The organism is Pseudoalteromonas sp. MelDa3 (assembly GCF_002863625.1).
GTDB lineage: Bacteria > Pseudomonadota > Gammaproteobacteria > Enterobacterales > Alteromonadaceae > Pseudoalteromonas > Pseudoalteromonas arctica.
In genome coordinates this window covers 1-25,881 of record NZ_PJBR01000013.1, presented here as the reverse complement: position 1 = coordinate 25,881, position 25,881 = coordinate 1, and the positions used below count along the sequence as shown (strand labels likewise).

The window sequence follows — 25,881 nt, the reverse complement described above, 5'->3', positions numbered from 1 at the left end:
GGTGAATAGAGCTATGGGATATCAATCAACACAAAACTTAAATGTGATTGTTGAGAAACATGCATCACTTGTTAAAAAAGTGGCATGTCATCTAATTGCTCGATTACCACCTAGCGTTCAGCTTGATGATTTAATTCAATCAGGAATGATAGGTTTAATAGAAGCTTCAAAAAACTTTGATGCAACAAAAGGCGCAAGCTTTGAAACCTTCGCCGGTATTCGTATTCGCGGGGCTATGCTTGATGAAATGCGTCGTGGTGATTGGGCTCCTCGTTCAGTACACCGTAAAAGCCGACAAGTTGCAGAGGCAATTACTGGGCTCGAAAGCAGTCTGAATCGCGAACCAACAGATACAGAAGTTGCTGAAAAACTTGAAATTTCACTCAATGAGTACCATCATATTTTAAATGATGTTAATACCAGTAAAGTATTAGGCATAGAAGACCTTGGTGTAGATGAGGATGTTATTACTCCCGTAGGCCAAGATTTAGCGCTAGACAAACCTTTTAATAATGTTAAAAATGATCGGTTTAATGAGTCTTTGCTAAATGCAATAAAGTCATTACCAGAGCGTGATGCGATGGTACTTTCTTTATACTATAACGATGAAATGAATTTAAAAGAAATAGGACATATACTCGATGTAAGCGAATCGCGTGTAAGTCAGATACATGGTCAGGCGATGATTAAGCTTAAAGCTAAAATCAATGACTGGATAAACTAGTAGTAAGTAAACTAAGGTTAATACCTCACTGGGGGATGTTTTGGATAAAAACATGAAAATTCTTGTAGTTGATGATTTTTCAACGATGAGACGAATTATAAAAAACCTATTACGTGACTTAGGTTTCACTAATGTTCAAGAAGCTGATGACGGGTCTACAGCTTTGCCTATGTTACAAAATCAAGTATTTGATTTTGTGGTTACAGATTGGAATATGCCGGGAATGCAAGGTATTGACCTTTTAAGAGCAATTCGTGCAGATGATAAGTTAAAACATATCCCTGTACTGATGGTAACGGCAGAAGCTAAAAAAGAACAAATAATAGCTGCAGCGCAAGCTGGCGTTAATGGTTATATTGTTAAGCCATTTACGGCTGGAACATTAAAAACTAAATTAGAAAAAGTATTTGAACGCTTAGGCTAATGATGGGGGAGAGGCTTATGTCAGCACCAGCTGCGCCTCAAATAACGTTAGAACAAGCTCGTCAACTCGTCATTTATTTAGAAAACGATGAGCAAGATAAAGCTAATCAGTTGATTTTAGAGACAGCTTCGCAAGAGCAGTCTAAATTATTTGCTGAAGTTGGGAAGTTGACTCGTCAACTGCACGAAGCACTTAAAAGTTTTGAGCTTGATACTCGCTTAACTAACATAACGACAGATGCGATTCCAGATGCTAAAAAGCGGCTTAATTATGTTATAGAAATGACAGAAAATGCGGCTAATAAAACAATGGATGCTGTTGAGGCTAGTTTACCTATAGCTCAGCAACTTGCAGATGAAATATCTCATATCAAACCGACATGGGATCGTTTAATGAGCCGGGAGATTGAGCTTGGTGAGTTTAAACAACTTTGCCATAGTATCGATAAGTTTATGAATAACTCTCATCATAAAACGGATGAGCTTCAAAGCTTAATGACAAATGTACTAATGGCTCAAGACTATCAAGACTTAACAGGTCAAGTTATTCGCCGTGTTATAGAACTTGTTAGAGAAGTAGAAGAAAGCTTACTTCATCTTTTAACAGCGTTTGCTGAACAAGATGACAGTGACAACACAGCGAATAAAGTAGAACAACAAAAAATAAAAGAACCAGTTGCCACACAAACTTTAGCAGGTCCTGAAGGCCCTATTATTGATAAAGAATCGCGTAATGATGTTGTGTCTGATCAAGATGAAGTCGATGATCTTTTATCAAGTTTGGGCTTCTAAGAGGAGAGTAACTGCATGTTTGAAGTCGATGAAGATATTTTACAAGACTTTCTTGTAGAGGCAGGAGAAATCCTAGAGCTTTTATCTGAACAGTTAGTTGAACTGGAAAATAATCCAGAAGATACCGAGTTACTAAATGCCATATTTAGAGGCTTTCACACTGTAAAAGGTGGTGCAGGCTTTTTAGCTATGACAGAACTTGTTGATGCTTGCCACGGCGCTGAAAACGTATTTGATTTACTACGTCAAGGCGTGCGAACGGTCAATTCAGAGTTAATGGATGTTATTTTACAAGCGCTCGACACCATTAATGAAATGTTCGCGACTATCCAAAATAGGGATAAGCCAGAACCAGCAGATCCTGAGTTACTTCAAACCCTCCACATTTTGGGCCTACCTCCAACAGAAGCCGAGCTTAACGGAGTCGCTTCAGAAACTGACGTTGAACAACCTCTTGATGAAGTAGTTGATACGCCAATAGCTGATGAGGAAGATCCATTTGCATTTGATGAAATGTTTAGTGGAACTCCTTCGGTTAGTGGCGCTGAAATAAACGAAATCACTGAAGATGAATTTGAAAACTTACTTGATGAACTACACGGTAAAGGACAAGGTCCTGCAGTTGAAAAGCCAGTAGCAAGTAGTAGTGATTTTAATGGTGATATTACTGATGATGAATTTGACAGCTTATTAGACGAGTTACATGGAGTTGGCAGTTTTGGTGAGGTTGCGAGTAAAGCACCTGAGCAAAGTAGTGCAGTTAAAGCGCCTGTAGAATCAGCTAAACCAGCGTCAAATACTGCTAATTCATCAGATGATGAAATTAGTGATGATGAATTTGAAGCGCTTCTTGATGAACTTCATGGTAAAGGCACTGCACCTAAATCAATAGAAAGCACTCCAGCTGTGAAACAGCCCAATATCCCAGCTAAACCAGCTGCAAAAGCGAGTGTGCCTGTAAAAAAACCAGAACCTGTAAAAGCACCCGCTTCTAAACCGGTAGAAAAACCGGTTGCTAAAGCAGCGCCAGCAACGCCTAAAAAATCAGCGCCACCAGCAGCAGAGACGACAGTTCGCGTAGATACAAAACGACTTGACCAAATTATGAATATGGTTGGTGAGTTAGTACTTGTGCGAAATCGTTTGGTTAGTTTAGCGACCAATTCAGACAGTGAAGCAATGGGTAAAGCAATCTCTAACTTAGATGTAGTGACTGCTGATATTCAAGGCGCGGTTATGCAAACGCGAATGCAACCAATTAAAAAGGTATTTGGTCGTTTCCCTCGCGTAGTACGCGATTTAGCACGCAGCTTAAACAAAGACATTGACTTACAACTTGTAGGTGAAGAAACCGATTTAGATAAAAACTTAGTGGAAGCACTAGCCGATCCGCTTGTGCATTTAGTTCGAAACTCAGTTGACCACGGTATTGAAATGCCAGCTGTTCGTGAGGCTGCCGGTAAGCCTAGAACAGGTAATGTTACTTTATCAGCGTCTCAGGAAGGCGACCATATTTTGTTGACCATTAAAGATGATGGCGCTGGTATGGATGCTGAGAAACTGAAAAAAATAGCAATTAGTAAAGGCGTGCTCGATCACGATCAAGCGAGTCGACTTTCTGACACTGAAGCATACAACCTAATTTTTGCACCTGGCTTTTCTACAAAAGAAGAGATATCTGATATTTCAGGTCGTGGTGTTGGAATGGATGTGGTGAAAACTAAAATCACCCAATTAAACGGCTCTGTAAGTATTCAATCTGAGTTAGGTGTAGGTACTATTTTAGAGATAAAAGTACCACTTACCTTAGCCATATTACCGACCTTAATGGTAATTGTTGGCGCACAAACATTTGCGTTACCACTTGCAGGTGTTAGTGAAATATTCAACTTAGATTTAACGAAAACAAATGTGGTTGATGGGCAATTAACAATTATTGTGCGTAAAAAGGCAATACCGTTATTCTACCTCGAGCACTGGTTAGTTAAAGGCTCAGATCGTTCACAGCGAAAAGCAAAAGGCCATGTAGTTATTGTGCAAATTGGTACGCAGCAAATTGGTTTTGTTGTTGACTCATTAATTGGTCAAGAAGAAGTAGTGATTAAGCCGCTTGATGCGTTACTTCAAGGAACACCAGGTATGGCAGGTGCTACAATAACTTCGGATGGTGGCATTGCACTGATTTTAGACGTTCCAAACATGTTAAAACATTACGCAGGCTAATAATAAAGTAGGTATATATTTAATATATACCTACGCATAAATTTAATAAGAGAGCTAAATGGCCGTTAAAGTTTTAGTTGTTGATGATTCAAGCTTTTTTCGCCGCAGGGTAAGCGAAATTCTTGAGCAAGATAGCGACATACAAGTTATAGGCTTTGCTGTGAATGGCAGAGAAGCTGTTGAAAAAGCAGCTCAGCTACGTCCAGATATGATCACTATGGATGTCGAAATGCCTGTGCTTGATGGTATTAGCGCAGTTAAAGAGATAATGGCGAGTAATCCAACGCCTATCTTAATGTTTTCATCACTAACACGTGATGGCGCAACAGCAACGTTTGATGCGCTAGATGCTGGAGCAATGGATTTTTTACCGAAAAAATTTGAAGACATCGCTCGCAATAATGAAGACGCTATAAAGCTTTTACAAAATAAAGTGAAGGATATAGGGCGAAGACGTTTACCGCGAACGTTTAAAGCTGCAACACCACCTAAGCCAGTAATATCAAGTAAACCGATAACAAGCTCACTTTCGCAAAGAACAAACACACTAACGCCTTCGATAAAACAACCCGATAGAAGCTTTCAAAGAGCAGCACCTACAACACCGTCAGATTCTAATGTTGCCTCAATGCGAGCAAGTGGAAAGCAATACCAGCTTGTAGCTATTGGCACTTCTACAGGTGGCCCTGTTGCACTACAAACTATACTGACTCAATTGCCAGCTAATTTCCCTCACCCTATTTTGCTTATTCAGCATATGCCTGCGGCTTTTACACCTGCATTTGCGGCACGTTTAAATGGTCTGTGCCAAATAAAAGTGAAAGAAGCGCAACAAGGTGACCGCTTACAACCAGGAACTGCTTATCTAGCGCCTGGCGGACAGCAGATGATGGTAGAAGGGCGTGGTGCAAATAGAACTCTGCGCGTATTTGAAGATCATAGCGAGAGAATAAGTTATAAACCGAGTGTAGATGTAACTTTTGCCAGTGCAGCAAAAACGTATCAAGGCGATGTGCTTGCTATCGTTTTAACAGGCATGGGCGCTGATGGACGTGACGGTGCAAGAATGTTAAAACAAACGGGTGCAACCATTTGGGCACAGGATGAAAAAAGCTGTGTTGTTTATGGAATGCCTCAAGCCATTGCTAATGCGGGGCTTTCGAGTGAAAGTTTAGCATTAAGCGATGTTGCAGCACGTATCAAGAGAGAGGTAGGTTGTGGATAAACTCTCAATATTTGGACTATTTGTAGCACTTGGTGCAATAGGTTTAGGTTACTCTTTAGAAGGCGGCGTTGTTTCTGCTTTATTTAATGGTCCTGCCCTTATTATTGTATTAGGCGGCACGCTTGGCGCTGTTATGTTACAAACATCAGCAAGTACCTTTAAAAAAATGCTAAATATGAGCTCTTGGGTTTTTGTTGCGCCACAATATGATATTGAAGATGCAATAGAACAAGTTAAGCGATGGTCTCATAAGGCACGTCAAGAAGGTTACTTAGCGCTTGAAAACGAAGCGCTAGCTCACCCAGATGCATATGCAGCAAAAGGTTTAAGTTTGCTTGTAGATGGCTGCTCAGAGCAAAAACTACGTGACACGCTTGAAATTGATTTACTGCTAGAACGCGATCGCTTGCTTGAAGCCGCACGTGTTTATGAAGCGATGGGGGGCTACAGTCCTACCATTGGTATTTTAGGTGCTGTGCTTGGTTTAATACAGGCAATGTCGTTTATTACCGATCCACAAATGCTTGGTGCAGGCGTTGCAACGGCATTTATCGCGACCATTTATGGTGTTGGTTTAGCTAATTTATTGTTTTTACCTATGGCAAATAAGTTAAAACAGCGTGTAGAGCAAAAAATGCTTTACCATGAAATGCTTGCCGAAGGTGTGATTGCGATAAGCGTTGGCGAAAGCCCAGTAAATATAGAATTAAAGCTTGAAGCCTACCGTGTAGAGCGTCCTAATTTAGTGGACGAATAACATGCTACGACGACGACTTCGTCACTCTGCTCCTAAAAGTCAACATACAGAGCGTTGGCTTGTATCGTATGCCGATTACATGACCATTATGTTTGCTTTTTTTGTGGTGCTGTATGCGATAGCGATTAACAAAGAAGAACAATTTCAAATATTGTCAGACTCCCTTGAACACGTTTTTGATAAATCTGCCCGCCAGCACTCCCAGCAAGGTGAGGGCGTCAATGGTAATGGAATATTGACTGATAGAGTGACACCTGAACAAGAGGTTCTTTATGGTGAAAGTATTTTAAAAGAAGAACAAGGTCCAGAGTTACTCGACGGTCAAAGTGATACAAGTAACATACAACAGAAATATTTAGGTAAACCACTTGATAGCTTACTTACTAAACTGCAGTCAGCGCTTATTGATGAAATTCGTGATGGAGAAGCCAGCTTAGAGCTTAATCAAGATTGGCTGATTATAGAGCTAAGCTCAGGTATGTTATTTTCAAGTGGTAGCTCAGTTGCACACTCTAGGGCAAAACAAGTCGTCAAAATTGTTAAAGATATTATTGCTCCAGTAGATAACTATATTAGGGTGCGTGGTTATACTGATGATGAAAGTATTCGCAATGAAATATTTCGCTCAAATTGGGAACTCTCGGTTGCTAGAGCAACATCTATTTTAGTAGAGCTGGAAGCATTAGGTATTAATTCTGCCAGAATGGCGATAGAAGGTTATGGTCAATATTCACCTTTTGTAAGTAACGATACAGAACAAGGGCGAGCAGAAAATCGTAAAGTTGTTATTGCACTTTCTAAGTATGGTTTACCACCAATACAAGACATTAAAGGTGATGAACAGGCCGTCAAGCCAGTAGTGGCAGAGCCTGAAATTGAGCTCCCTTCAGATGACGATACAATAAAAATAATTCGTTTGCCTCATGGTGGTATTCGCATAACAACGCGCAATGAACAGTAATTAGGATGTAATGTGAAGATTTGGACTGTCGCAAATCAAAAAGGTGGTGTTGGTAAAACAACAACAGCAGTGAGCCTTGCTGGTATTTTAGCTTTGCAGGGTAAGCGTGTGTTGCTTATTGATACAGATCCTCATGCATCACTCACTTATTACTTTGGCATTGACTCAGAAGATTTGGAAGTCAGCGTATATGATATTTTTGCGCGTGGCACGAGCATGCAAAGTGAAGAGATACTTCAAGCTTTATGCCCATCAACACTTGAAAACCTAGATATTTTACCCGCAACAATGGCGATAGCCACGCTTGATAGAAGCATGGGTAATAAAACAGGTATGGGATTAATACTAAAAAAAGCGCTTGCAAAAATCAGTGAACATTACGATTATGCCATTTTAGATTGCCCCCCAGTTTTAGGGGTGTTAATGGTTAATGCGCTTGCAGCAAGTGAGCGAATTTTAGTGCCAGTGCAAACGGAATTTTTAGCACTGAAAGGGCTTGATAGAATGATGCGCACTATGGAATTAATGCAAACCTCTCAAGCGAAAGATTATCAATATACTATAATTCCTACTATGTATGATAAACGTACTAAAGCATCGTTAGAAGCATATAAAACATTGCAAAGTACGTATGGTGATAAAGTCTGGCCAGGTGTGATACCGGTAGATACCAAATTTAGAGATGCAAGCTTTGCGCAAAAAGTGCCTGTAGAGTATTGTCCTCGTTCGCGTGGTGTATACGCATATAAAGCACTGCTAGAATATTTAATTGAACAAGGTTAATGAATGAGTAAGCAATTATTTGCTAATGAAAAAGTAATGAAACAATACCTAGGGGCTTTGTTATGTGAAGACGAGCCTGTAGATAACCTTGAGCCAGTCGCAAAATTACTTGAGCAAATGCCACACGACTCGCAGCAAGAACATATTCATTTAAAACCAAAAGAACAGATAAAAGCGGCAGAAAAAATATTTGATCAAGACTTACTTAATCCTGAAATTAAGCCAATAGTTGAACCGATATTTGAAGCCGCAAAAGTTAATAAAGTCATTAACGATGAAGTAATAGAGCCGATAAGTACGACTACAGAAGAACCAGAACCACAGATTATAACCACTAGCCAATCTGACTATTTTGATGGTGAATTTCAGGCATTATTTTTTGAAGTCGCTGGTTTAACATTGGCTGTGCCATTAAAAGCATTAGGCGGTATACATCAATTAGGTGAAGTAAATCATTTGTTTGGTAAGCCAAAGTGGTTTAAAGGCGTTATGCTCAACAGAGAAGAAAAGCTTAATGTTGTTGATACTGCTCGTTGGGTAATGCCAGAAAAGTATGATGATAAATTAGAGGCGTCTTTAGATTATCAGTATTTAATTACCTTAGGTGATAGCCAGTGGGGCTTATTAGCTGAAAAGTTGATAAATAACATTACATTGAGTAAAGAAGATGTAAAATGGCGTACAAATAAAAGTAAGCGCCCATGGCTTGCTGGTGTTATAAAAGAAAAAATGTGTGCTTTAATAGATGTAGATAATTTAAATATATTATTAGAGAAAGGCTTAGATAGCCGTCAGTAGTAATGACCATTACGGGGTAATAGCATGAATCAAGATAAATTACTGTCAGCAAATAAAAACGCAGATAATAATGATGAAATTTTACAGTGGGTTACGTTTAAGCTAGAGGAAGAAACCTACGGCGTAAATGTAATGCAAGTACAAGAAATACTTCGTTATACAGAGATAGCCCCTGTACCAGGTGCACCTTCTTACGTTATTGGTATTATTAACTTACGCGGTAACGTTGTAACTGTTATTGATACTCGTGCACGTTTTGGTTTGTTAGCTGCTGATGCAACCGATAATTCTCGTATATTAATTATTGAAGCTGAAGAGCAAGTTATCGGCATTTTAGCCGACAGCGTATCTGAAGTCGTTTATTTACGCAGCTCTGAGATCGATAGTGCACCAAATGTTGGTACTGAAGAAAGTGCTAAGTTTATTCAAGGCGTTTGTAATCGTGATAATGAGCTACTGATTTTAGTCGATTTAAACAAGTTACTCAGCGATGATGAATGGGATGAGTTAAGCGATATATAAGCTTTACCAAATAAATTATGCTGTTACTTAGTATAGCTATATCAGCGTTAGCGGTAGGACTTATATCGCTGGCGCTAATAATTGCATTAAAAAACAAACAAGTGAATGAAATTAATGCTGTATTACAGCAGCTTAAAGATAGCTCAGAGCAAACTCATATTTTGCGAAGTGAAATTTCAGAGCTTAGAACAGGGCTTTTAAGTATTGGTAAGCGAGTGCTTGAGGTTGAGCAACAAAATCAAGATTTGATACAGCAACAAGCTGCGCAGAAATACGATGACCCTGATGCTAAAATTTACTCTCGTGCAGTAAAAATGGTTGAGTTAGGTGCGGACCTCGATGAGGTGATACGCGAATGCGAATTACCGCGAGCAGAAGCCGAATTACTATTTTCACTACATAAACAAAAAGGCGCTTAGCGCCTTTTTAGCTATAAGCGTATAAATAATCTCACGCTTTAATATTTAACTTACCTTGAAAGTCTTGCCAGCCTGGCGGAAATTGACCTCTTAATACATACGAAAACGCAATAAGCTCTGCAATTACATAATAAAGCTCTTTAGGGATTTCTTCCCCTAAGCTTAAATGCGACAACGTTTTAGCAAGCGCTGCATCTTCGTGGATCATAATTCCTTTTAATTTTGCCGCTGCAATTATTTCGTCAGCTAACTCACCAAACCCTTTTACGCTTACAGTGGGGGTGTTGCCAGCTTCGTATAAAAGCCCAATGGCTGACTTATTAATAGGTGTATCACTCATTACTAAACCTTAATATTAATAATTGCATGAGATTTATAAAATGCCTGATTATTTGCATCGCCTCGCTTTAAGTTGAGCTCTCCAACCTGTAAACCATGCTTAGCTAGTTTGGATCTTAAATTATCTAAGTGAGGGTGAGCAATTGCGCTTACTTCTTGGCTTGAGGCTAATAGCTGGCAATCGAGTGCTTTATCCATTAACTCAGCGGTAATCTGTAACTGCCCAATCTGTGCATAATCAAAGTTTAACCTGACAAACCATACATTTTTATCTTCTAATTTATCTGCGCTTGGCTTTTTATACTGCCCCAATGTTATTTCTGTTTGGGCGGCCTCAGGCGGCAATTTCATTGGTAATAAAAATTGTGCAAGCGGGTTTGTGTCTGGTTGTTGATTTGGTGTTGAAACACTTACTTGGGTAAGTGTGTTTTTAACTTGTACGATTTCGCTAGCCAATGCTTGAACTTGAGCTTGCTGCAGTTGCTCAAGTATTTTTGCTCCCGCGTTTCCTGTTTTAAAAGTAGGTATGAGTACTTGTAAAAGTGCATCTAAGCCAGTTTGGTTATTAAAGTTTATCGGTGTTACTGATTGGCTAATTATAGGGGCTGCTAAAATACTCACTGCAACTTGTTCAAGTCCTTTAGTGAAGCTACTTTGTAGTATATCACCCGTTAATTGAGATGGTTGTAAGGTGGCTAATACTTCACGCCGTATGGTCGCAGGGTTAATATTATTACTTGAGACCATGCGATTAAATGCTTGGTTAATTAAGCGAGTTAAATCGGGCGTTTCTTTTGTTGCTCTATTTGTAATGTCAGTAATTTGACTACTTAAAAGCTGTTTGTTACCAGCTACTCTATCCGTAGGGATTGTGGTATCAGGAAGCTTTAATAGTGTGCTTAATAGCTTTGCTTCTATTGGTTGTAGCATTTGACTACGAGAGGCAATATTAGATAACGGCTCTGCTAATGGGAGCATGTTTTTAATCGAGGCTGAGTTTGCACTGTTTTGATTGTTGCCGTTTATTACTGGTTGCACTGAAGAGGTTATTTGCCCTTTAGTAACAATTTCACTTGTAGGCTTAATTAACGTATCAACTTTACTGTTAGTACTAATATTCAGAGCACTCAATTGACTCTCGTTTAAATTACTTGGCTTAGCGCTCGCCACTCCATTTTGAGTAATATTATTTGGCGTTGGCGTTGGCGTGTTAGCTGTTGTTATATTTGTAGATGATTGCCAAACACTAACACTTCCTTTTATTTGCTGAGTTAATTGTACAAGTGGCGGAAGTCTTGAAAAGTGCTCTGGTAAAGTATTGCTCGTATTACTATTTAACGCAGTACTTACATTTTGAGTAATGTTAACTCTATTTAACGGTGATACTGTTAATTGCGTAACTAAGCCCGGCCTTTGTATCGCAGATGATCCAGACGGCGGCATTAACTCAGATTTATTTGCTGCTGCAAAGGGCTTATTTTCAAAGTATTTAACCGCATCATTAATTCGCGTTTTTAAATCACTAAAGCTATTTTGTAGCCACGATTTTATTGGGCTATTAGGTGTAAGCAGTGGGCTTGCTTTAATAGTGGACGCAGAAAAAGGTATTTCAGGGACACTGCTTTTTTGAGCTAAAAGTAACTCGTTAAACGGTTTAGAAAATGAGTTATTAAGCGTTACTTTTATATTATTAGTATCGGTCTTAATAAGTAATTTATCAGCCTGATTTACTAAATTCACTTTAATGGGCGTGCTAGGTAGCTCACTAACTTGTTGATTAGTAATAGGCGTCGTAAACGAACCTGACTTTTGAGGATGAGTCAAAATAGCTAGTTTAGGTGTTGCTTGAAGTTGCGCACTAGGTAATAAGGCCACGAGTAATTTAGTAAGTTTAGTTTGGCTAAGTGGTTGCGTATGAATTGTATCTGCAAAGCGATTAATAACATTAAGCTGTGCGCCTTTGTTAGTCGTGCTAACAACTACTTTTAAAGGCTGCTCGGTTAAAAGTAACTGCGCTACGTCTTTATTTATGGCAATACTGGCGTTAAGTTTATCAATTACTAATTTTGGGGTAGGGGACATAACCACTTGTAAATCCATTGGTTTGCTTTGTACCTCAGTGCCCGTGCTTACATAATTTAATAAACGCTGTAATTGTACTGGTTGATTTAAAGTAAGGGTTGTAGTGTTTGGCGTGATGTTGAGCTGTTTGCCATCGGGACTAAGTTGTATGTTAGCACTGGCTATTTTTTGTAAATTTTGAGGTGTGCTTGCAGTGCCAAGTCTTAATGTCTGCCAATGTTTATCAATAAATACATCAAGCGTAATCGAGTCTTTCGAAAATTGAATGTTTTTAGCCGCAAGTACCTCATTAGGTAATTGCGATAACTCATTGGTTTGAGGGTTTGTCGATTGATTGATAACCAATGAATTAGATAATGTTATTTGCGTTGGCGTATTCATTATTTTAAATCAAGTTTTCTCTATTTTAAGTGAATCGATTTTAAAGCAATATTCGTATTACCCTATCATTATGGTAGACTAACGCCTAATTTTTGGCAGAGAGAATCGTCATCTTGTTACACATTAAGTCCGTCACCTGCATCAAGCAAGATCGTTGTTTGTTTGCGGATCTTAATTTTAGCCTTAATAGCGGTCAAATCATGCAATTAGCGGGTCCTAATGGGGCTGGTAAAACATCGCTATTGCGTATTATCGCAGGCTTTTCTGTGCCTGATGAAGGAGCTGTTTTATTTCAAGAACAGCCTATATCTAAGTATTACGAAGAGTATGCCAGAGAACTACTCTTTATAGGCCACAAAACAGGTGTAAATACTCAGCTTAGTGCAGTTGAAAATGTTCGTCATTGGTTACAAATTAATGGCTACATAAACCAGCCTGACTTGTATCCCATTTTAGCGCAACTTGGCCTTGTTGGACTTGAAGATGTACCGGTTAGAATGTTATCTGCTGGACAACAAAGACGTGTAGCTTTGGTCAGGCTTTGGTTAAGTGATGCTAAATTATGGGTACTTGATGAGCCATTTACCGCGCTTGATAAAAGCGGTGTTGCCTTTTTACAGCAGCGATTTACCGAGCACTTACTAAACGGTGGAGCTATTTTGTTAACGACCCACCAAGATTTAACGACCCATTTTAGTAACTTGCAAACGGTTACACTGGAGTATCGTCACTAATGACTCGTCAACATTCTTATTGGTTGCTATTTAGTGCGGTATTTACCAAAGATGTAAAACTTGCGTTTCGCCAGCGCGCTGAAATTGTAAATCCTATTTTGTTCTTCTTAATTGTAATTTCATTATTTCCGTTAGCAATCGGGCCTGAGCCTGGTTTACTAGCGAGAATGGCACCGGGAATTATTTGGGTTGCCGCATTACTCTCTACCATGTTGGGCTTGGATAAGCTGTTTAGAGATGATTTTAATGATGGCTCATTGGAGCAGTTAATTGCATCGTCTTACCCGTTATCGTTAACCGTACTTGCTAAAGTGGCTGCTCACTGGGTGGTAACAGGTTTGCCGCTTGTATTAATGACGCCGCTATTTGCATTGTTGTTAAACCTAGAAAGTACGGCGTTAACAGCGACTGTTTTGACATTATTATTAGGCACTCCACTATTGAGCTTTATTGGCGCAATAGGCGCAGGGCTTACTGTGGGATTACAAAAAGGGGGTATTTTGATGAGTTTACTCGTATTGCCTTTGTATATTCCTGTTTTGATTTTTGCAACGTCGGCTATCGATACCAGCACCATGTCGCTGGATTATAGTGGGCAGCTTGCCATCCTTGGTGCAATGTTACTTATTGCTATTATTAGCGCACCAATTGCCATATCGTCAGCTTTAAAAGTGAGTGTAAGTTAATGTGGAAGTGGTTACATCCCTATGCTAAAGCAGAGCGTGCATACCAGTTATGCAATACGTTACTGCCTTATTTTGCCGTAGTTACTGTAGTTAGTATGATTGTTGGATGGGTATGGGGGCTTGGTTTTGCACCTGCCGATTACCAACAAAAAGACAGCTACCGTATCATTTTTATTCATGTTCCTTCTGCCATTTTGTCTATGGGGGCTTACTCATCAATGGCTATTGCAGCTGTTGTTGCGCTTGTATGGCAACTACGAAATGCCGAACTTGCCGTTATTGCTATAGCGCCTGTTGGTGCTTGTATTACTGCTATAGCGCTTATTACTGGCGCTGCATGGGGTAAACCTATGTGGGGGGCTTGGTGGGTATGGGATGCGCGTTTAACGTCTGAACTTATTTTATTATTTTTATATCTTGGCGTGCTTTCGCTTTACCATGCATTTGAAGATAAGAAGTCAGCAGGGCGTGCGGCTTCTATTTTAGCTATTGTGGGCGTAATCAATTTACCTATTATTCATTACTCAGTTGAGTGGTGGAATACGCTACACCAAGGCGCAAGCATTACAAAACTAGACACCAAAGCAATAGACCCAAGTATGTTTTGGCCACTTATGGTTAATATTTTAGCCTTTGCTGCTTTTGTAGGAACAGTGACTTTAATTCGTCTTAAAAATGAAATTTTACAACGCGAAAAGCACCGACCGTGGGTGCGTTTGTTGTTAAATAAGGGGTAATTATGCAGTTTGACTCTTTTTCTGATTTTATTGCAATGGGAGGCTATGGGTTTTATATCTGGCTTTCTTTTGGTACATGCGCTCTTATTTTACTCGGTATTTTAGTGAACTCTTTAAGAGATACCAAACGTATTATGGCTTCAGTTGAGCAACAAATAATACGTGAAGCGCGAATTAAAAAAGCTAAACAGGAACAAGCCTCATGAATCCAAGACGTAAAAAGCGCCTATTGGTAATTATTGCCGTACTGTTTGGTATTGGTGGATCAATTGGTTTAGTGCTTTATGCACTTCAAGAAAATATTAATCTTTTTTATACACCAAGCGAACTTATTGATGGCAAAGGGCCTAATAAAGAAAAACCATTCATTGGCCAAAAGCTACGTATTGGTGGCATGGTTGTACCAGGCACGGTTGAGCGTAATGAACAGAGCTTACAAGTAAGCTTTAAGCTAATTGATACAGGTCCATTAGTGACCGTGCGTTATCAAGGCATATTGCCAGACTTGTTTCGTGAGGGGCAAGGCATTGTAGCGCAGGGCGTATTAATCGAACCTAATGTTATTGAAGCATTTGAAGTGCTTGCAAAGCATGACGAAGAATATATGCCAGCAGAAGTTGCTGAGGCAGTTAAAGGTATTAAGCACGAAAAACCAAAATACAACTTAGATAGTGGTAATTAGCTATGATCCCAGAAATTGGTTATTTTTCTTTAACGCTTGCCATGGTGCTAAGCGTTTTACTGTGTATTTTTCCTCTTTGGGGCGCGCATACCGGTAATCTTCGATTAATGCGTGCAGCTCCCTCTTTAGCAATTGGGCAATTCGCTTTTGTTTTAATCTCTTTTGCAGCACTTATTTACGCCAGTGTAACGGATGATTTTACCGTATCGTATGTGGCATATCATTCAAGTAGTACGCTACCTTGGTATTACAAAATCACCTCTACATGGGGCGGCCATGAAGGCGCTATTTTACTGTGGTTAGTAATGCAAGCTGGTTGGACTGCCGTTGTTGCTGCGCGTTCTAAATCACTCCCTTGGGTGCTACGTGCTCGCGTATTGGGCGTACTTGGTTTTTTAGGTGTAGGTTTTATGATGTACACCTTACTACTTTCAAGCCCGTTTGAGCGCCTACTTCCTTATTTCCCGGTAGAAGGGCGTGATTTAAATCCGTTGCTTCAAGATCCGGGCATGATTATTCACCCGCCATTACTGTACATGGGTTATGTAGGGCTATCAGTTGCTTTCTCTTTTGCTATTGCTGCGCTATTAACTGGCAAGCTTGATAACACGTGGGCTAAATGGTCACGTCCGTGGACAATGACTGCGTGGGGCTTTTTAACACTAGGTATTACAATTGGTAGCTGGTGGGCATACTCAGAACTTGGCTGGGGTGGCTGGTGGTTTTGGGATCCAGTAGAAAACGCATCATTAATGCCATGGCTTGTTGCGACCGCATTACTGCACTCGTTAAGCGTAACTGAAAAACGCGGTGTGTTTAAATCGTGGACCGTATTACTTGCTATAGCAGCATTTTCATTGAGCTTATTAGGCACATTTATTGTGCGCTCGGGTATTATTGTATCGGTACATGCTTTTGCAACAGACCCTGATAGAGGCTTATTTATACTCGCCTTTTTAGGCATAGTTGTAGGTGGTGGCTTAGCGTTATATGCACTGCGTGTATCGCAAGTACATAGTGAAGGTCGATACAAGCTTGTATCACGCGAAGTGGCGTTATGGCTCAATAATATATTTTTAGTAGTTGCTACATTAATCGTATTGCTGGGTACTTTATTACCTATGGTTCATAAAGAAATGGGCTTGGGCAGTATTTCTATTGGCGAACCGTTTTTTAATAAGATGTTTGCAATAATTTTAGTGCCGTTTGCTATTTTGATGGGGATAGGGCCATTTTTACGCTGGAAGCAAAATAAATGGGCTTTCTTACAAAACAAAATATTAATGGGCGTATTAGCCAGTGTAGTGATTACCTGTGCTTGGTTGTTTTCAAGTTACGATTTAGTAAAACCACTTACGCTACTAGCCACTACGCTTGCGGTTTGGATTGCAATATCAACTGGGATCGACATTTATACTAAATCTGCTGTACACGGCACCTTAAAAGAAGGTTTAAAACGCTTAGGTGTAAGTTACTGGGCTATGGTGCTTGGGCATATTGGTATTTCGTTTGTTATTGCGGGTGTAACGCTTACATCGGCGTATTCAGTTGAGCGTGACGTATCGATGAAGCAAGGCGATACAGTTCAACTTAACGAGTATGAATACCGTTTTGATGGTGTTAAAACTATTCGCGGGCCGAACTACAGTGGTCATGCTGGTGTTGTATCGGTGCTTAAAAACAATGAGCTAGTAACACGCTTACATGCCGAAAAACGTAAGTATGATATTGGTATGCAGTTTATGACCGAGGCGGCCATAGATGCAGGCTTTACACGTGATTTATACTTAGCGTTAGGTGAGCAGTTGAGCCAAGGTGCATGGTCACTTCGCATTTATCATAAACCGTTTGTTCGTTGGATGTGGATTGGTGGTGTGCTTATTTCCCTAGCTGGATTTATGATTTTATTTGATAAACGCTACCGCACATCAACTAAAACAGCGCGTAGAGCTGCATCGGAGAATGTTTTATGAACCGTAAAATTTTAGCTATTGCGCCGCTTTTAGTATTTGCTTTTGTGTGTGTATTTTTATACCAAGGCCTTTTTGCTAATCCTCGTGAAATTCAAACGGGTCGGTTAGGTCAAGAAATGCCAGCATTTAATCTACCTGATTTAATGCAAGACAATAAGCCGTGGACTAACGAGTCTTTAAAAGGCGAAGTTTACTTACTAAATGTATGGGGTACTTGGTGCCCAACATGTTTAGTTGAACTTGGTTATTTAACTAAGTTACGTGAGCAAGGCGTTAAAATTATTGGGCTTTATTACGTACAAGGTTACGACGCCGACTTTGATGGCCCTTTTGATATGCAATCACTTCGCACCGAAGTGAGCGATATGCTGCAACGTGCGGGTGACCCATATCAATTTAATATCTTGGATTTACATCGTACTTTGTCGTTGGATTTAGGTGTTTCGGGTGCGCCTGAAACATTTTTAGTCGATAAAAACGGCACTATTTTGTTGCATCACACGGGCGATATAAACCCGCGAGTATGGCGAGCTAAATTTGCGCCAATTATGCAGGAGCTTAAATAATGAAATGGTTACTACTTACGCTTAGCCTTTTTGTAAGCATCAGTGCGTTTGCAGAGCAAGATCGCTATCAATTTGATAACAACAAACAAGCAATATTGTTTGAAGAGCTAACTAAAGAGCTGCGCTGTCCTAAGTGTCAAAATCAAAACATTGCGGACTCTGACGCTGTTGTTGCTAAAGACTTGCGCGATAAAGTACTCGTATTGGTTAAAGAAGGTAAGAGCAAAGACGAAGTGATTGATTACATGATTGACCGCTTTGGCTATTTTGTTCATTACGACCCACCAGTTACACCAGCGACTTTAGTACTTTGGGTATTACCTGTATTAATTGTCATAGTCGGCTTTGGTTTTATTGTTATTCGCCAGCGAAAAGCATCAGTAAAACAAACGTGGAGCAGTGACGACGAAATGCTGTTAGCTAAGCTAATTGAACAAAATAAACGTCAGGAGCAAAGTTAAATGATTTTAATGTGGGCGTGTTTTGCTTTACTCACACTGGTTGCTCTTGGGTTTGTGATGTTGCCTTTTTTAAAAAAAGAGCGCGTTCAAACAATTACTCATAACGCCAATGCTGAGCTAATTAGCATTTATGAGCAGCGTTTAGTTGATTTACAAACCGATTTAGATAATCAGCGTATTGATACCGTAAATCATGCAGAATCAATTATTGAATTAAAACGCCGCTTATTGAATGAGTTATCACCAGAAAAATCACTAAACAGCAAAGGTAATAATCGTATTTTTGCTTTAACTGGTGGCGCATTTGTTCTTGCTCTAACAGGTGTTTTTTATGGTTTAACGGGTAGTCAGCAGCAAATTTCGGCTTGGCATGATGCAATGGATAATTTAGCTGATTACGGCGAGCGTGCTGTAATGCAAAAAGGTGAGCCGCTTAGCCAAAATGAGCTGCAGGCTTTTGCATTGGCACTTCGTACAAAGCTTAGCCGCTCAGGTGATGATGAAGTCGCTTGGATGCTACTTGGACGAGTTGCTATGTCGCTTAATGAATTTGACATGGCGCAGCAGTCATTTGATAAAGCACTACGTATGAATCCTGATAATATGCAGGTACTTATTAGTTATAGCCAAGTTTTATTATTAGAAGGCAGCGAAGCTAATATGACCCGTGCGGCAGGTATGCTCTCAAAAGTACTAAAAGTTGAGCCTACCAATTTAGATGCAATTTCGTTATTAGCACTCATTGCTTATGAACGTAAAGATTGGCCTCAAGCCAAAGCTGCATTTGAAGTTTTACTTGCTAGTATGGAAAAAAATGATTCTCGTTATAGCATGATCTCTGAGCGTATCGCTGATATAGAGAAGCAAATGCAAACGGAAGGCTCTGTTATGCCAGTTACTACAACGGGTGCTATTGCAGTTACAGTCGACATTGCAAAAGAGCTTATAGATAAACAGCCAAAAGACGGTATCTTGTTTATATTTGCAAAAGCAGCAAGTGGTTCGCCAATGCCATTAGCTGCTGTTAAACTCGCTAAATATTCATTTCCAATTACAGTTGAGTTGAGTGATAGTAGTGCAATGGTTGCAGGGCTTAACTTATCTAGTGCAGAAAATATTATTATTTCGGCGCGTATTTCTATAGATGACTCGGTTATGCCAAGTTCTGGTGAGCTAGAAGGTCATTCAGAGTCGTTAAAGCGTGAAAGTGTAAGTGACTACCAACTTCAAATTGATACATTAATACCTTAAGGACGTTAGATGTTAAAACACCGTTTTACTTTTTTATGTTTATTGATACTAGCCGGGTGTGCTCAAGTACCACAAAGCAAAGTAGATGACAGAGATCCGCTGCAAAGTATTAATCGTCCGTTATACGACTTTAATATGGATGTACTGGATGCTTATTTATTGCGCCCAGTTGCTGTAGGTTATGTTGAAGTAACGCCTGTACCGGTAAGAAACTGTATTGTTAATTTCACAGGTAATATTACAGCACCTGTGGATATGATTAATGCGGGTTTGCAAGGTAAGCCGGGTAATGCAAGTGTGAGCTTAGCGCGTTTTTTAGTTAACTCTACGGTTGGTATTTTTGGTATTTTTGATGTTGCCAGTTCACTTGGTCTTGAAATTGTAGATGAAGACTTTGGACAAACGTTGGGTGTCTGGGGCGTGGGTGATGGCGCTTATTTAATGCTACCTGGCATGGGTCCTACAACAGCACGTAACCTGACCGGTGATGTAGTCGACAACTTTGTATTGCCTGAAGTTGCGCTAACGACTCCACAAACTATTCTAGTGTTTGTTTTAAAAGCGGTAGAAGCTCGTGCATCATTAATACCTCAAGAAGGGCTATTAAATGATTCACTTGATCCGTACTTATTTGTAAAAGATATTTACTTTCAGCGTCAAATTTATGAGCTGTACGATGGCAACCCACCTATAAAAGAAGAGCCAGCTGATTTTGATGAAGACTTTTTAGAAAGTTTATAATTGAAAAGCCACTCACAAAAACGCCAGCTAAATGCTGGCGTTTTTATTTGCTGTTCATATATTTAACCTGAACTCTGGTTAATAAATCTATCTCGAGCAGTTATTTTCAGCGCTAACTACGTTGAATTTACTTGCAATAGGCCAACTATTGACGTGTAAGTTCGCCTTGTTTTCACTGAAAATCTCTGGCTAGAGAAAAATAAATTTAAATATCATTATGATTTAATATATTAGTAAATATCTTAACCAGAGTTCAGGTAGTTTATTTTTCGTTCACTACTAACTGCATTTGTTCATTAACCCAAGCTAGCGCTTCATGATAGGCATCGGGAACTTTTTCACCTAGATTTAGCTCTTTCGTTAGCTCGTTTGCAGCTGACCAGTTTGCTTGTTCGTAGTATTTAACTAAGTTTAAATATTTTGCTAGCAAGCCTTCATCGTTTAATAGCGCTGCTTTTATATCATTAGAAAGTGGAAGCTTTTTCATGACGCTTTCCATACTCTCATCTAAAATAGCATCCATTAGGGACATCATACCGGTTAAAAATGCCATGCCGGTATCTTTAAACTGCCCATGGGATATAGCGAGCAATTCAGCAAATCGAGCGCGCGTAAGCGATAGCCTAATTAGCTCTACAGGTTTATCTGCTGATACTTGTGCTGCAAACAGTAGTGACAATAGCTTTTTAATTTCATTGGCGCCAAGCACTATAAGAGCTTGCTTAATGGTACTTATTTCTGCGCGTCTTGCAAATGCGGCAGAATTTGAATACCTAAGTAATTTATAAGATAGGTTTACATCACGTTCAAACACATCAGTGATTTTCTTAAGATCCATATCAACACTTGATGTTTCGTAAAGTAATTCAGCTAATGCCATTTCTGATGGTGGTAGAGCCTTACTTTGTACCATTTCAGGTTTTGAGAAGAAAAATCCTTGGAAATAATCAAACCCAAGCTCTAAAGCTTGTTGGTAAATTTCATAGGTTTCTACTTTTTCGGCAAGTAACTTAATATGTGAGTGCGGTTTTAAATCGTTTAGAACCGTTTTTATTGTATCTATATCGGATGCTAAAAAGTCTATTTTAATAATATCAATAAATGGGTAAAAATGACGCCATACAGGTTGATGAATATAGTCATCAAGAGCAATAGTGTAACCTTTATCTTTTAAATCTTTAACGATAGCTAATAAACGCTTACCAGGCTGGATAGTTTCAAGTATTTCTACAACTATAGTGTCTTTACCTAGTAGTGTAGGGTAACCCTTTGATAGTGTTTCTAGGGTGAAGTTTATATAGGCAGGTTTATTGTCGGTTAAATCTTCTAAACCAAAATTAAACTGGCTACCCTCTATAAGTCGTGTTGTTGCTTCGTCACCATCTATATCGGGAAATACGTTATCAACGCCATCACGAAATAAAAGCTCATAACCGATAAGTTTTTTATCTCTATCTAAAATCGGTTGACGTGCAGCGTAAAAATACATAAACAGTTCCGTAAGAGTGATGTAATTGGGTATTGTATTAATATATGGCAAAAGATTCAAAATAGCATTACGTATATTTGCATGATTAATAAATTATCATTATAAATTAAGGTGTTTCTTCTATTTAATTTATTATATTTTACCAATTCGCTTTAAAATTATTCAACATGAGTATTTTTGTATCAGCTGGAAGCAACAAGTTGGAGATTTTATTGTTAGGCATGATATAGTCAGCGAGAATGGTTTTTATCCTAATAGTGTCTTTATTATAATATTTTAAGAGTCAATATTCGGATCAAGAGCCTGTTATTAATAATTATGCGGAGGCTAATTTGGAAACAGGAATGATTATTTCACTAGCATTATATTTTGTTGTAATGTTGGGTATCGGACTATATGCATATAAGCAATCTACTGGCGATGTATCAGGTTACATGTTAGGTGGACGAAATCTATCACCAAGTGTTGCTGCACTATCTGCAGGTGCATCTGACATGAGTGGCTGGATTTTAATGGGCCTACCTGGTGCGATGTTTGTTACTGGTTTTAGTAGTACATGGATAGCAATTGGTTTGGTGATTGGTGCTTGGTTAAATTACCTGTTAGTTGCACCTAGATTACGTGTGTACACTGAAAAAGCAAATGACTCTATAACAATCCCAGATTACTTCTCAAATCGCTTCAATGATAAGTCAAACTTATTACGTGTTGTATCAGCTGTTGTGATTATAGTCTTCTTTACTCTTTACACGTCATCTGGTGTTGTAGCCGGCGGAAAATTGTTTGAAAGCTCATTTGGTCTAAGTTATGAAGTGGGTTTATACATTACAACGGGTGTCGTTGTTTTATACACTTTGTTTGGTGGTTTTTTAGCGGTTAGCTTAACTGATTTCGTGCAAGGTTGTATTATGTTCATCGCACTGATTCTAGTGCCTACTGTTGCATACTCTTTACTTGAACAACCTCTGGAATCTACTTTACATAGTGTAAATCCAGATATGCTTAACTGGATTGGAGCAGGCTCTGCATTAGGTATTATTTCTGCAATGGCATGGGGTTTAGGTTATTTTGGTCAACCACATATCATCGTTCGTTTTATGTCGGTACGTAGTGTTAAGGATATGCCTAAAGCTCGCCGTATTGGTATGACATGGATGATTGTTGCTGCCCTTGGTGCTGTTGGTACTGGTATATTTGGTGCTGCTTATACTTATGAGAATAATATTGTAGTTGAAGATCCTGAAACGATTTTCCTAATTCTTTCTGAGTTATTGTTCCATCCACTTATTGCTGGCTTTTTACTAGCTGCAATTTTGGCTGCTATCATGAGTACTATCTCATCGCAATTGCTAGTAAGCTCAAGTTCATTGACTGAAGATTTATATAAAACATTTTTACGTAAAGATGCTAGCGACTTTGAATTAGTTACTGTTGGTCGAATTAGCGTTGCATTTGTTGCCCTGTTTGCAATTTATTTAGCGTACGATAGAGATAGCTCTATTTTAGACCTAGTAAGTAATGCATGGGCAGGCTTTGGTGCTGCTTTTGGACCACTTGTATTGTTTAGCCTTTATTGGAAACGTATGAATTTTGCTGGCGCCTTATCTGGTATGTTAGTAGGTGCGTTTACAGTGCTTGTTTGGATTTATGGTCCGTTTACTATTAATGGTGAAAGTTTAAGTAGCTTCATGTATGAAATAGTACCTGGCTTTATTTTAGCGAGTATCGCAATTGTTGTTGTTAGCTTAGTAACAAAAGAGCCAGAGCAAAATATCACTGCTTTATTTGATGAAGTAGAAAAAGAGCTTTAAATAGCAATTACTATTCATTTTAAAATGAGTAGTAAGTAATACCAATCCGCGATAATACTTAATCATTTTGCGGTGCTAAACGTGTTGCTACCGGCGTTAAAAAATTATCATTTAGAACAACTAAATATCAAATTTTTTGCCTAGCTATCAATACGTTTTTCCACCCTCAAAATAGATCACTTAATTAAGCGAATTGGTATAATAAAAAAGGGAGCAACTAAGTTGCTCCCTTTTTTATTTAGTTTGTCCCGTCCGAGGAGAGGACAATCTACGAGTTAACTTGCTTTTTTATCGTTGTTATCTTCAATTGACGCAACGTTATCTGACTTTTTACTTTTTGCTGGCGCTTTGGTAACAACTGGATCTTTGCCGCCCTTTAATATGGTCATAAAGTCATCTTTGCTTTTCGCTATTTCTAAAGCAAGTGATTCAATTTGTTGCTCACTAAGCGGTACGTCTACCTTTTCTAGCATTAGCTCAAGTGATTCTGCTATATCGAGCATCTTGTCATAAGCATCAGCTTCTTTTTTGGTAGTAAACGTCATACGCTCGACTCCGTTTCGTTCTACAACATATTTAACAACAACAGCCATGATTTCTCCTGCAAAATTGCTTGGCACCGTGGTTTGTAAAAACCATTAGATTACTGTTTTTATGTACAGTAATGGTTTGGGCGTGAATTTGCAAGCGCGAAGTATTAATTTTAGGTGTCTTAAATTTGACAAAAAACGGTAACTTTACTTTAGTTAAGCAATCACTTTGTTGTACCAGCTGCATTTTCAGGATTTCGGATCATAGTGATAATGCGTTTAGGTACACTTTAAGTGATGAGCATTTCAGTTCCTTACTTTTTGGTTTTCCTGAGCAACATTCAAAATTAAGAAAAGAAGAATAGGGACAAGTTTGATGAAAACGTTAAAAAATTTATTCATAATAAGCTTATTATGCTTACTACCTGCAACTACCGTATATGCACAACTATCGGAAGTAACTAAGCAAATGCCTCAAGTTGAGACAATTAGTATAAATAATGCTGATGCAGATATGCTTGCTAAGCTACCGGGTATAGGTAAGAAAAAAGCGCAGGCAATTGTGGATTATCGTGAAGAAAACGGCGAATTTAAAAGTGTCAGTGATTTATCGCAAGTTAAAGGAATTGGTAAAAAACTATTAACCAAATTAGAAGGGAAAATATCCCTTTAATAGCAGTAGATAACAATCAGGGCGCTATGCGCCCTGATTAAATTGTTTTAATGCATCGCTTAAGTGTTTTTTAGCAAAGTTGATTTCAATAGGTGTTGTTAAAAGTGGGTAGCAAAGTCCGCCGAGTATCAAAAACGGGATTAATATCCAACCTTTAAATACCGTGAATATTAAAAATAGTGGACTTAGTAATATTAATTTAATAATACGCAGTAACACTTTATCAGTTGGCGATAACATACTTAACGAAAGTGCTATCACGTCTTGGCGCTTGCGTACTTTTAGATGTTTAAGCTCATCTAATTGGCTTGAAAAAAATGTAAACATATCAAATCGACTTTTTAATTAATAAACGGCCAATAACTATAATAAATAGTGTTAGTGAGAAAATCCCAAATATAATTTCCATCCAAGCAGGCATGCTCAAACCAACAAACTGCCAATCTATATTTCCACAATCCCCGGTCGCCTGAAAAAAGCTAGGTATCCATTCATGTAACGGCATAAACGACGGGAAGTTTGGTTCAAACTCACAGCTAAATGCAAAAGGGTCTGTGGTGGTTTGCATATCAATATGCTCGCGAGCAATTAAATATCCCCAAACACTCGATACACCCCAAATTACATACGCTAATATACGAACTGCTTTGCTCTGTGGTTTAGTCGAACCTACAATTCCTGCGCCTAATAGACCCAGTACGGCTGTACGTTGATATATGCACATTATGCAAGGCGCCAATCCCATTTGGTATTGAAAGAAAAGGGCGGTCACTTCAAGTAAAAAAACGATAGCTGTAAATAAAAGCCACGGGGTACGTTGGGTGGGTAATTGCGCAAGCCAGTTCATAAAAATTCCGCGTTTAAATAAGACGTTAGATTATGACCTAGGATAATGTATGCGGCAACAAAAAGGAAAAAAAAGCTACCGAAGTCGCTTTTTATAAGATGAAATTATTGACCACTCAATGCAGCCTCAGCAGAGGCTACATGACGCTCTACTTAGTTCCCATTGATACATAAGCTTAGTTATATCGTTTACTTATATCACATTGGTGCATTGCCTAAAAAGTTCTTTAAAGTTGCAGTTAGAGCGCTCTGTTGCATAGGTGTTCCTTTTT

Annotated in this window: 29 protein-coding genes; 23 read left to right on the top strand and 6 right to left on the bottom strand. The window is 39.0% G+C overall.

Features of this window, described 5'->3' with window-relative positions; genetic code table 11:
• Positions 1–13 precede the first annotated feature (13 nt).
• Genes CXF89_RS04900 through CXF89_RS04850 form a run of 11 tightly spaced genes read left to right on the top strand, consistent with a single transcriptional unit; the run spans position 14 to position 9,627 of the window.
• Positions 14–724, top strand: coding sequence for an RNA polymerase sigma factor FliA (locus tag CXF89_RS04900; protein ID WP_007585810.1), 711 nt, complete (start codon positions 14–16; stop codon positions 722–724).
• A 40-nt stretch (positions 725–764) separates the two neighbouring features.
• Positions 765–1,148: a chemotaxis response regulator CheY gene (gene cheY, locus CXF89_RS04895; protein ID WP_008132609.1), complete on the top strand. Its 384-nt coding sequence runs from the start codon at positions 765–767 to the stop codon at positions 1,146–1,148.
• A 17-nt stretch (positions 1,149–1,165) separates the two neighbouring features.
• Entirely contained in the window at positions 1,166–1,939 is a 774-nt protein-coding gene (locus CXF89_RS04890) for a protein phosphatase CheZ (RefSeq protein ID WP_007585814.1), read from the top strand.
• A gap of 15 nt (positions 1,940–1,954) precedes the next feature.
• Entirely contained in the window at positions 1,955–4,162 is a 2,208-nt protein-coding gene (locus CXF89_RS04885) for a chemotaxis protein CheA (protein WP_121953964.1), read from the top strand.
• A gap of 58 nt (positions 4,163–4,220) precedes the next feature.
• On the top strand, positions 4,221–5,387 hold the full coding sequence (locus CXF89_RS04880) for a protein-glutamate methylesterase/protein-glutamine glutaminase (RefSeq protein WP_121953963.1): 1,167 nt from the start codon (positions 4,221–4,223) through the stop codon (positions 5,385–5,387).
• Positions 5,380–6,144, top strand: coding sequence for a flagellar motor protein (locus CXF89_RS04875; RefSeq protein ID WP_007585825.1), 765 nt, complete (start codon positions 5,380–5,382; stop codon positions 6,142–6,144). The genes CXF89_RS04880 and CXF89_RS04875 overlap by 8 nt, the downstream gene beginning before the upstream one ends.
• Before the next feature lies 1 nt (position 6,145).
• Entirely contained in the window at positions 6,146–7,105 is a 960-nt protein-coding gene (locus CXF89_RS04870; protein ID WP_121953962.1) for a flagellar motor protein MotB, read from the top strand.
• Positions 7,106–7,117: 12 nt separating this feature from the next.
• Positions 7,118–7,888, top strand: a complete 771-nt coding sequence (locus tag CXF89_RS04865; RefSeq protein ID WP_007585827.1) for a ParA family protein — start codon at positions 7,118–7,120, stop codon at positions 7,886–7,888.
• A 3-nt stretch (positions 7,889–7,891) separates the two neighbouring features.
• Positions 7,892–8,686 carry a chemotaxis protein CheW gene (locus tag CXF89_RS04860; protein WP_121953961.1) on the top strand — a complete coding sequence of 265 codons (795 nt, stop codon included), beginning with the start codon at positions 7,892–7,894 and terminating at the stop codon, positions 8,684–8,686.
• Positions 8,687–8,710: 24 nt separating this feature from the next.
• Complete coding sequence (locus CXF89_RS04855; RefSeq protein WP_002959294.1) at positions 8,711–9,208, top strand: chemotaxis protein CheW; 498 nt, start codon at positions 8,711–8,713, stop codon at positions 9,206–9,208.
• A gap of 17 nt (positions 9,209–9,225) precedes the next feature.
• Positions 9,226–9,627 carry a DUF2802 domain-containing protein gene (locus tag CXF89_RS04850; protein ID WP_007585829.1) on the top strand — a complete coding sequence of 134 codons (402 nt, stop codon included), beginning with the start codon at positions 9,226–9,228 and terminating at the stop codon, positions 9,625–9,627.
• Between the two features lie 31 nt (positions 9,628–9,658).
• Here CXF89_RS04850 and CXF89_RS04845 read toward each other — a convergent pair whose 3' ends face one another.
• Together CXF89_RS04845 and CXF89_RS04840 are read right to left on the bottom strand one after the other, a co-directional pair.
• Positions 9,659–9,967: an EscU/YscU/HrcU family type III secretion system export apparatus switch protein gene (locus tag CXF89_RS04845; protein ID WP_024589934.1), complete on the bottom strand. Its 309-nt coding sequence runs from the start codon at positions 9,965–9,967 to the stop codon at positions 9,659–9,661.
• A 2-nt stretch (positions 9,968–9,969) separates the two neighbouring features.
• Positions 9,970–12,429, bottom strand: coding sequence for a flagellar hook-length control protein FliK (locus CXF89_RS04840; RefSeq protein ID WP_121953960.1), 2,460 nt, complete (start codon positions 12,427–12,429; stop codon positions 9,970–9,972).
• A 113-nt stretch (positions 12,430–12,542) separates the two neighbouring features.
• Here CXF89_RS04840 and ccmA point away from each other — a divergent pair, with 113 nt between their 5' ends.
• Genes ccmA through CXF89_RS04790 form a run of 10 tightly spaced genes read left to right on the top strand, consistent with a single transcriptional unit; the run spans position 12,543 to position 20,260 of the window.
• Positions 12,543–13,163 carry a cytochrome c biogenesis heme-transporting ATPase CcmA gene (gene ccmA, locus CXF89_RS04835; protein WP_096058052.1) on the top strand — a complete coding sequence of 207 codons (621 nt, stop codon included), beginning with the start codon at positions 12,543–12,545 and terminating at the stop codon, positions 13,161–13,163.
• On the top strand, positions 13,163–13,849 hold the full coding sequence (ccmB, locus tag CXF89_RS04830) for a heme exporter protein CcmB (protein WP_002959286.1): 687 nt from the start codon (positions 13,163–13,165) through the stop codon (positions 13,847–13,849). The genes ccmA and ccmB overlap by 1 nt, the downstream gene beginning before the upstream one ends.
• Positions 13,849–14,586 (top strand): heme ABC transporter permease, encoded by a 738-nt coding sequence (locus tag CXF89_RS04825; RefSeq protein WP_007585844.1) that lies wholly within the window; start codon positions 13,849–13,851, stop codon positions 14,584–14,586. Before ccmB ends, CXF89_RS04825 begins: the two co-directional genes overlap by 1 nt.
• Before the next feature lie 2 nt (positions 14,587–14,588).
• A complete protein-coding gene (gene ccmD / locus CXF89_RS04820; RefSeq protein WP_007585846.1) occupies positions 14,589–14,792 on the top strand; it encodes a heme exporter protein CcmD in 204 nt (67 codons plus the stop codon).
• Positions 14,789–15,268: a cytochrome c maturation protein CcmE gene (ccmE, locus tag CXF89_RS04815; RefSeq protein WP_007585848.1), complete on the top strand. Its 480-nt coding sequence runs from the start codon at positions 14,789–14,791 to the stop codon at positions 15,266–15,268. Before ccmD ends, ccmE begins: the two co-directional genes overlap by 4 nt.
• A 2-nt stretch (positions 15,269–15,270) precedes the next feature.
• Positions 15,271–17,241: a heme lyase CcmF/NrfE family subunit gene (locus tag CXF89_RS04810; protein ID WP_121953959.1), complete on the top strand. Its 1,971-nt coding sequence runs from the start codon at positions 15,271–15,273 to the stop codon at positions 17,239–17,241.
• Positions 17,238–17,807 (top strand): redoxin family protein, encoded by a 570-nt coding sequence (locus CXF89_RS04805; RefSeq protein WP_007585852.1) that lies wholly within the window; start codon positions 17,238–17,240, stop codon positions 17,805–17,807. Before CXF89_RS04810 ends, CXF89_RS04805 begins: the two co-directional genes overlap by 4 nt.
• A complete protein-coding gene (locus tag CXF89_RS04800; RefSeq protein WP_007585854.1) occupies positions 17,807–18,268 on the top strand; it encodes a cytochrome c-type biogenesis protein in 462 nt (153 codons plus the stop codon). Before CXF89_RS04805 ends, CXF89_RS04800 begins: the two co-directional genes overlap by 1 nt.
• On the top strand, positions 18,269–19,519 hold the full coding sequence (gene ccmI, locus CXF89_RS04795) for a c-type cytochrome biogenesis protein CcmI (RefSeq protein WP_010553888.1): 1,251 nt from the start codon (positions 18,269–18,271) through the stop codon (positions 19,517–19,519).
• 9 nt (positions 19,520–19,528) lie between these two features.
• Complete coding sequence (locus CXF89_RS04790) at positions 19,529–20,260, top strand: MlaA family lipoprotein (protein ID WP_121953958.1); 732 nt, start codon at positions 19,529–19,531, stop codon at positions 20,258–20,260.
• Positions 20,261–20,522: 262 nt separating this feature from the next.
• Here the strand turns inward: CXF89_RS04790 and CXF89_RS04785 are convergent, their stop codons facing one another.
• Entirely contained in the window at positions 20,523–21,749 is a 1,227-nt protein-coding gene (locus tag CXF89_RS04785; protein WP_007584100.1) for an EAL and HDOD domain-containing protein, read from the bottom strand.
• Between the two features lie 332 nt (positions 21,750–22,081).
• On the opposite strand from CXF89_RS04785, the gene putP reads away from it, so the two are divergent.
• Entirely contained in the window at positions 22,082–23,560 is a 1,479-nt protein-coding gene (putP, locus tag CXF89_RS04780) for a sodium/proline symporter PutP (RefSeq protein WP_101217622.1), read from the top strand.
• Between the two features lie 275 nt (positions 23,561–23,835).
• Here putP and CXF89_RS04775 read toward each other — a convergent pair whose 3' ends face one another.
• Positions 23,836–24,153 (bottom strand): YebG family protein, encoded by a 318-nt coding sequence (locus CXF89_RS04775; protein ID WP_007584105.1) that lies wholly within the window; start codon positions 24,151–24,153, stop codon positions 23,836–23,838.
• Between the two features lie 313 nt (positions 24,154–24,466).
• On the opposite strand from CXF89_RS04775, the gene CXF89_RS04765 reads away from it, so the two are divergent.
• Complete coding sequence (locus CXF89_RS04765; RefSeq protein WP_121953956.1) at positions 24,467–24,763, top strand: ComEA family DNA-binding protein; 297 nt, start codon at positions 24,467–24,469, stop codon at positions 24,761–24,763.
• 24 nt (positions 24,764–24,787) lie between these two features.
• Here CXF89_RS04765 and CXF89_RS04760 read toward each other — a convergent pair whose 3' ends face one another.
• Complete coding sequence (locus CXF89_RS04760; RefSeq protein WP_010553884.1) at positions 24,788–25,090, bottom strand: DUF6170 family protein; 303 nt, start codon at positions 25,088–25,090, stop codon at positions 24,788–24,790.
• Between the two features lies 1 nt (position 25,091).
• Entirely contained in the window at positions 25,092–25,610 is a 519-nt protein-coding gene (dsbB, locus tag CXF89_RS04755; RefSeq protein WP_007584117.1) for a disulfide bond formation protein DsbB, read from the bottom strand.
• Positions 25,611–25,881: the final 271 nt, after the last annotated feature.

Bases quoted from the DNA above. Each gene is read 5' to 3' on its own strand.
- CXF89_RS04900 (WP_007585810.1), top strand. From the start codon at position 14: ATGGGATATCAATCAACACAAAACTTAAATGTGATTGTTGAGAAACAT.
- CXF89_RS04890 (WP_007585814.1), top strand. From the start codon at position 1,166: ATGTCAGCACCAGCTGCGCCTCAAATAACGTTAGAACAAGCTCGTCAA.
- CXF89_RS04885 (WP_121953964.1), top strand. From the start codon at position 1,955: ATGTTTGAAGTCGATGAAGATATTTTACAAGACTTTCTTGTAGAGGCA.
- CXF89_RS04880 (WP_121953963.1), top strand. From the start codon at position 4,221: ATGGCCGTTAAAGTTTTAGTTGTTGATGATTCAAGCTTTTTTCGCCGC.
- CXF89_RS04870 (WP_121953962.1), top strand. From the start codon at position 6,146: ATGCTACGACGACGACTTCGTCACTCTGCTCCTAAAAGTCAACATACA.
- CXF89_RS04860 (WP_121953961.1), top strand. From the start codon at position 7,892: ATGAGTAAGCAATTATTTGCTAATGAAAAAGTAATGAAACAATACCTA.
- CXF89_RS04855 (WP_002959294.1), top strand. From the start codon at position 8,711: ATGAATCAAGATAAATTACTGTCAGCAAATAAAAACGCAGATAATAAT.
- CXF89_RS04850 (WP_007585829.1), top strand. From the start codon at position 9,226: ATGCTGTTACTTAGTATAGCTATATCAGCGTTAGCGGTAGGACTTATA.
- CXF89_RS04845 (WP_024589934.1), bottom strand. From the start codon at position 9,967: ATGAGTGATACACCTATTAATAAGTCAGCCATTGGGCTTTTATACGAA.
- CXF89_RS04840 (WP_121953960.1), bottom strand. From the start codon at position 12,429: ATGAATACGCCAACGCAAATAACATTATCTAATTCATTGGTTATCAAT.
- ccmB (WP_002959286.1), top strand. From the start codon at position 13,163: ATGACTCGTCAACATTCTTATTGGTTGCTATTTAGTGCGGTATTTACC.
- CXF89_RS04825 (WP_007585844.1), top strand. From the start codon at position 13,849: ATGTGGAAGTGGTTACATCCCTATGCTAAAGCAGAGCGTGCATACCAG.
- ccmD (WP_007585846.1), top strand. From the start codon at position 14,589: ATGCAGTTTGACTCTTTTTCTGATTTTATTGCAATGGGAGGCTATGGG.
- ccmE (WP_007585848.1), top strand. From the start codon at position 14,789: ATGAATCCAAGACGTAAAAAGCGCCTATTGGTAATTATTGCCGTACTG.
- CXF89_RS04810 (WP_121953959.1), top strand. From the start codon at position 15,271: ATGATCCCAGAAATTGGTTATTTTTCTTTAACGCTTGCCATGGTGCTA.
- CXF89_RS04805 (WP_007585852.1), top strand. From the start codon at position 17,238: ATGAACCGTAAAATTTTAGCTATTGCGCCGCTTTTAGTATTTGCTTTT.
- CXF89_RS04800 (WP_007585854.1), top strand. From the start codon at position 17,807: ATGAAATGGTTACTACTTACGCTTAGCCTTTTTGTAAGCATCAGTGCG.
- ccmI (WP_010553888.1), top strand. From the start codon at position 18,269: ATGATTTTAATGTGGGCGTGTTTTGCTTTACTCACACTGGTTGCTCTT.
- CXF89_RS04790 (WP_121953958.1), top strand. From the start codon at position 19,529: ATGTTAAAACACCGTTTTACTTTTTTATGTTTATTGATACTAGCCGGG.
- CXF89_RS04785 (WP_007584100.1), bottom strand. From the start codon at position 21,749: ATGTATTTTTACGCTGCACGTCAACCGATTTTAGATAGAGATAAAAAA.
- CXF89_RS04775 (WP_007584105.1), bottom strand. From the start codon at position 24,153: ATGGCTGTTGTTGTTAAATATGTTGTAGAACGAAACGGAGTCGAGCGT.
- CXF89_RS04765 (WP_121953956.1), top strand. From the start codon at position 24,467: ATGAAAACGTTAAAAAATTTATTCATAATAAGCTTATTATGCTTACTA.
- CXF89_RS04760 (WP_010553884.1), bottom strand. From the start codon at position 25,090: ATGTTTACATTTTTTTCAAGCCAATTAGATGAGCTTAAACATCTAAAA.
- dsbB (WP_007584117.1), bottom strand. From the start codon at position 25,610: ATGAACTGGCTTGCGCAATTACCCACCCAACGTACCCCGTGGCTTTTA.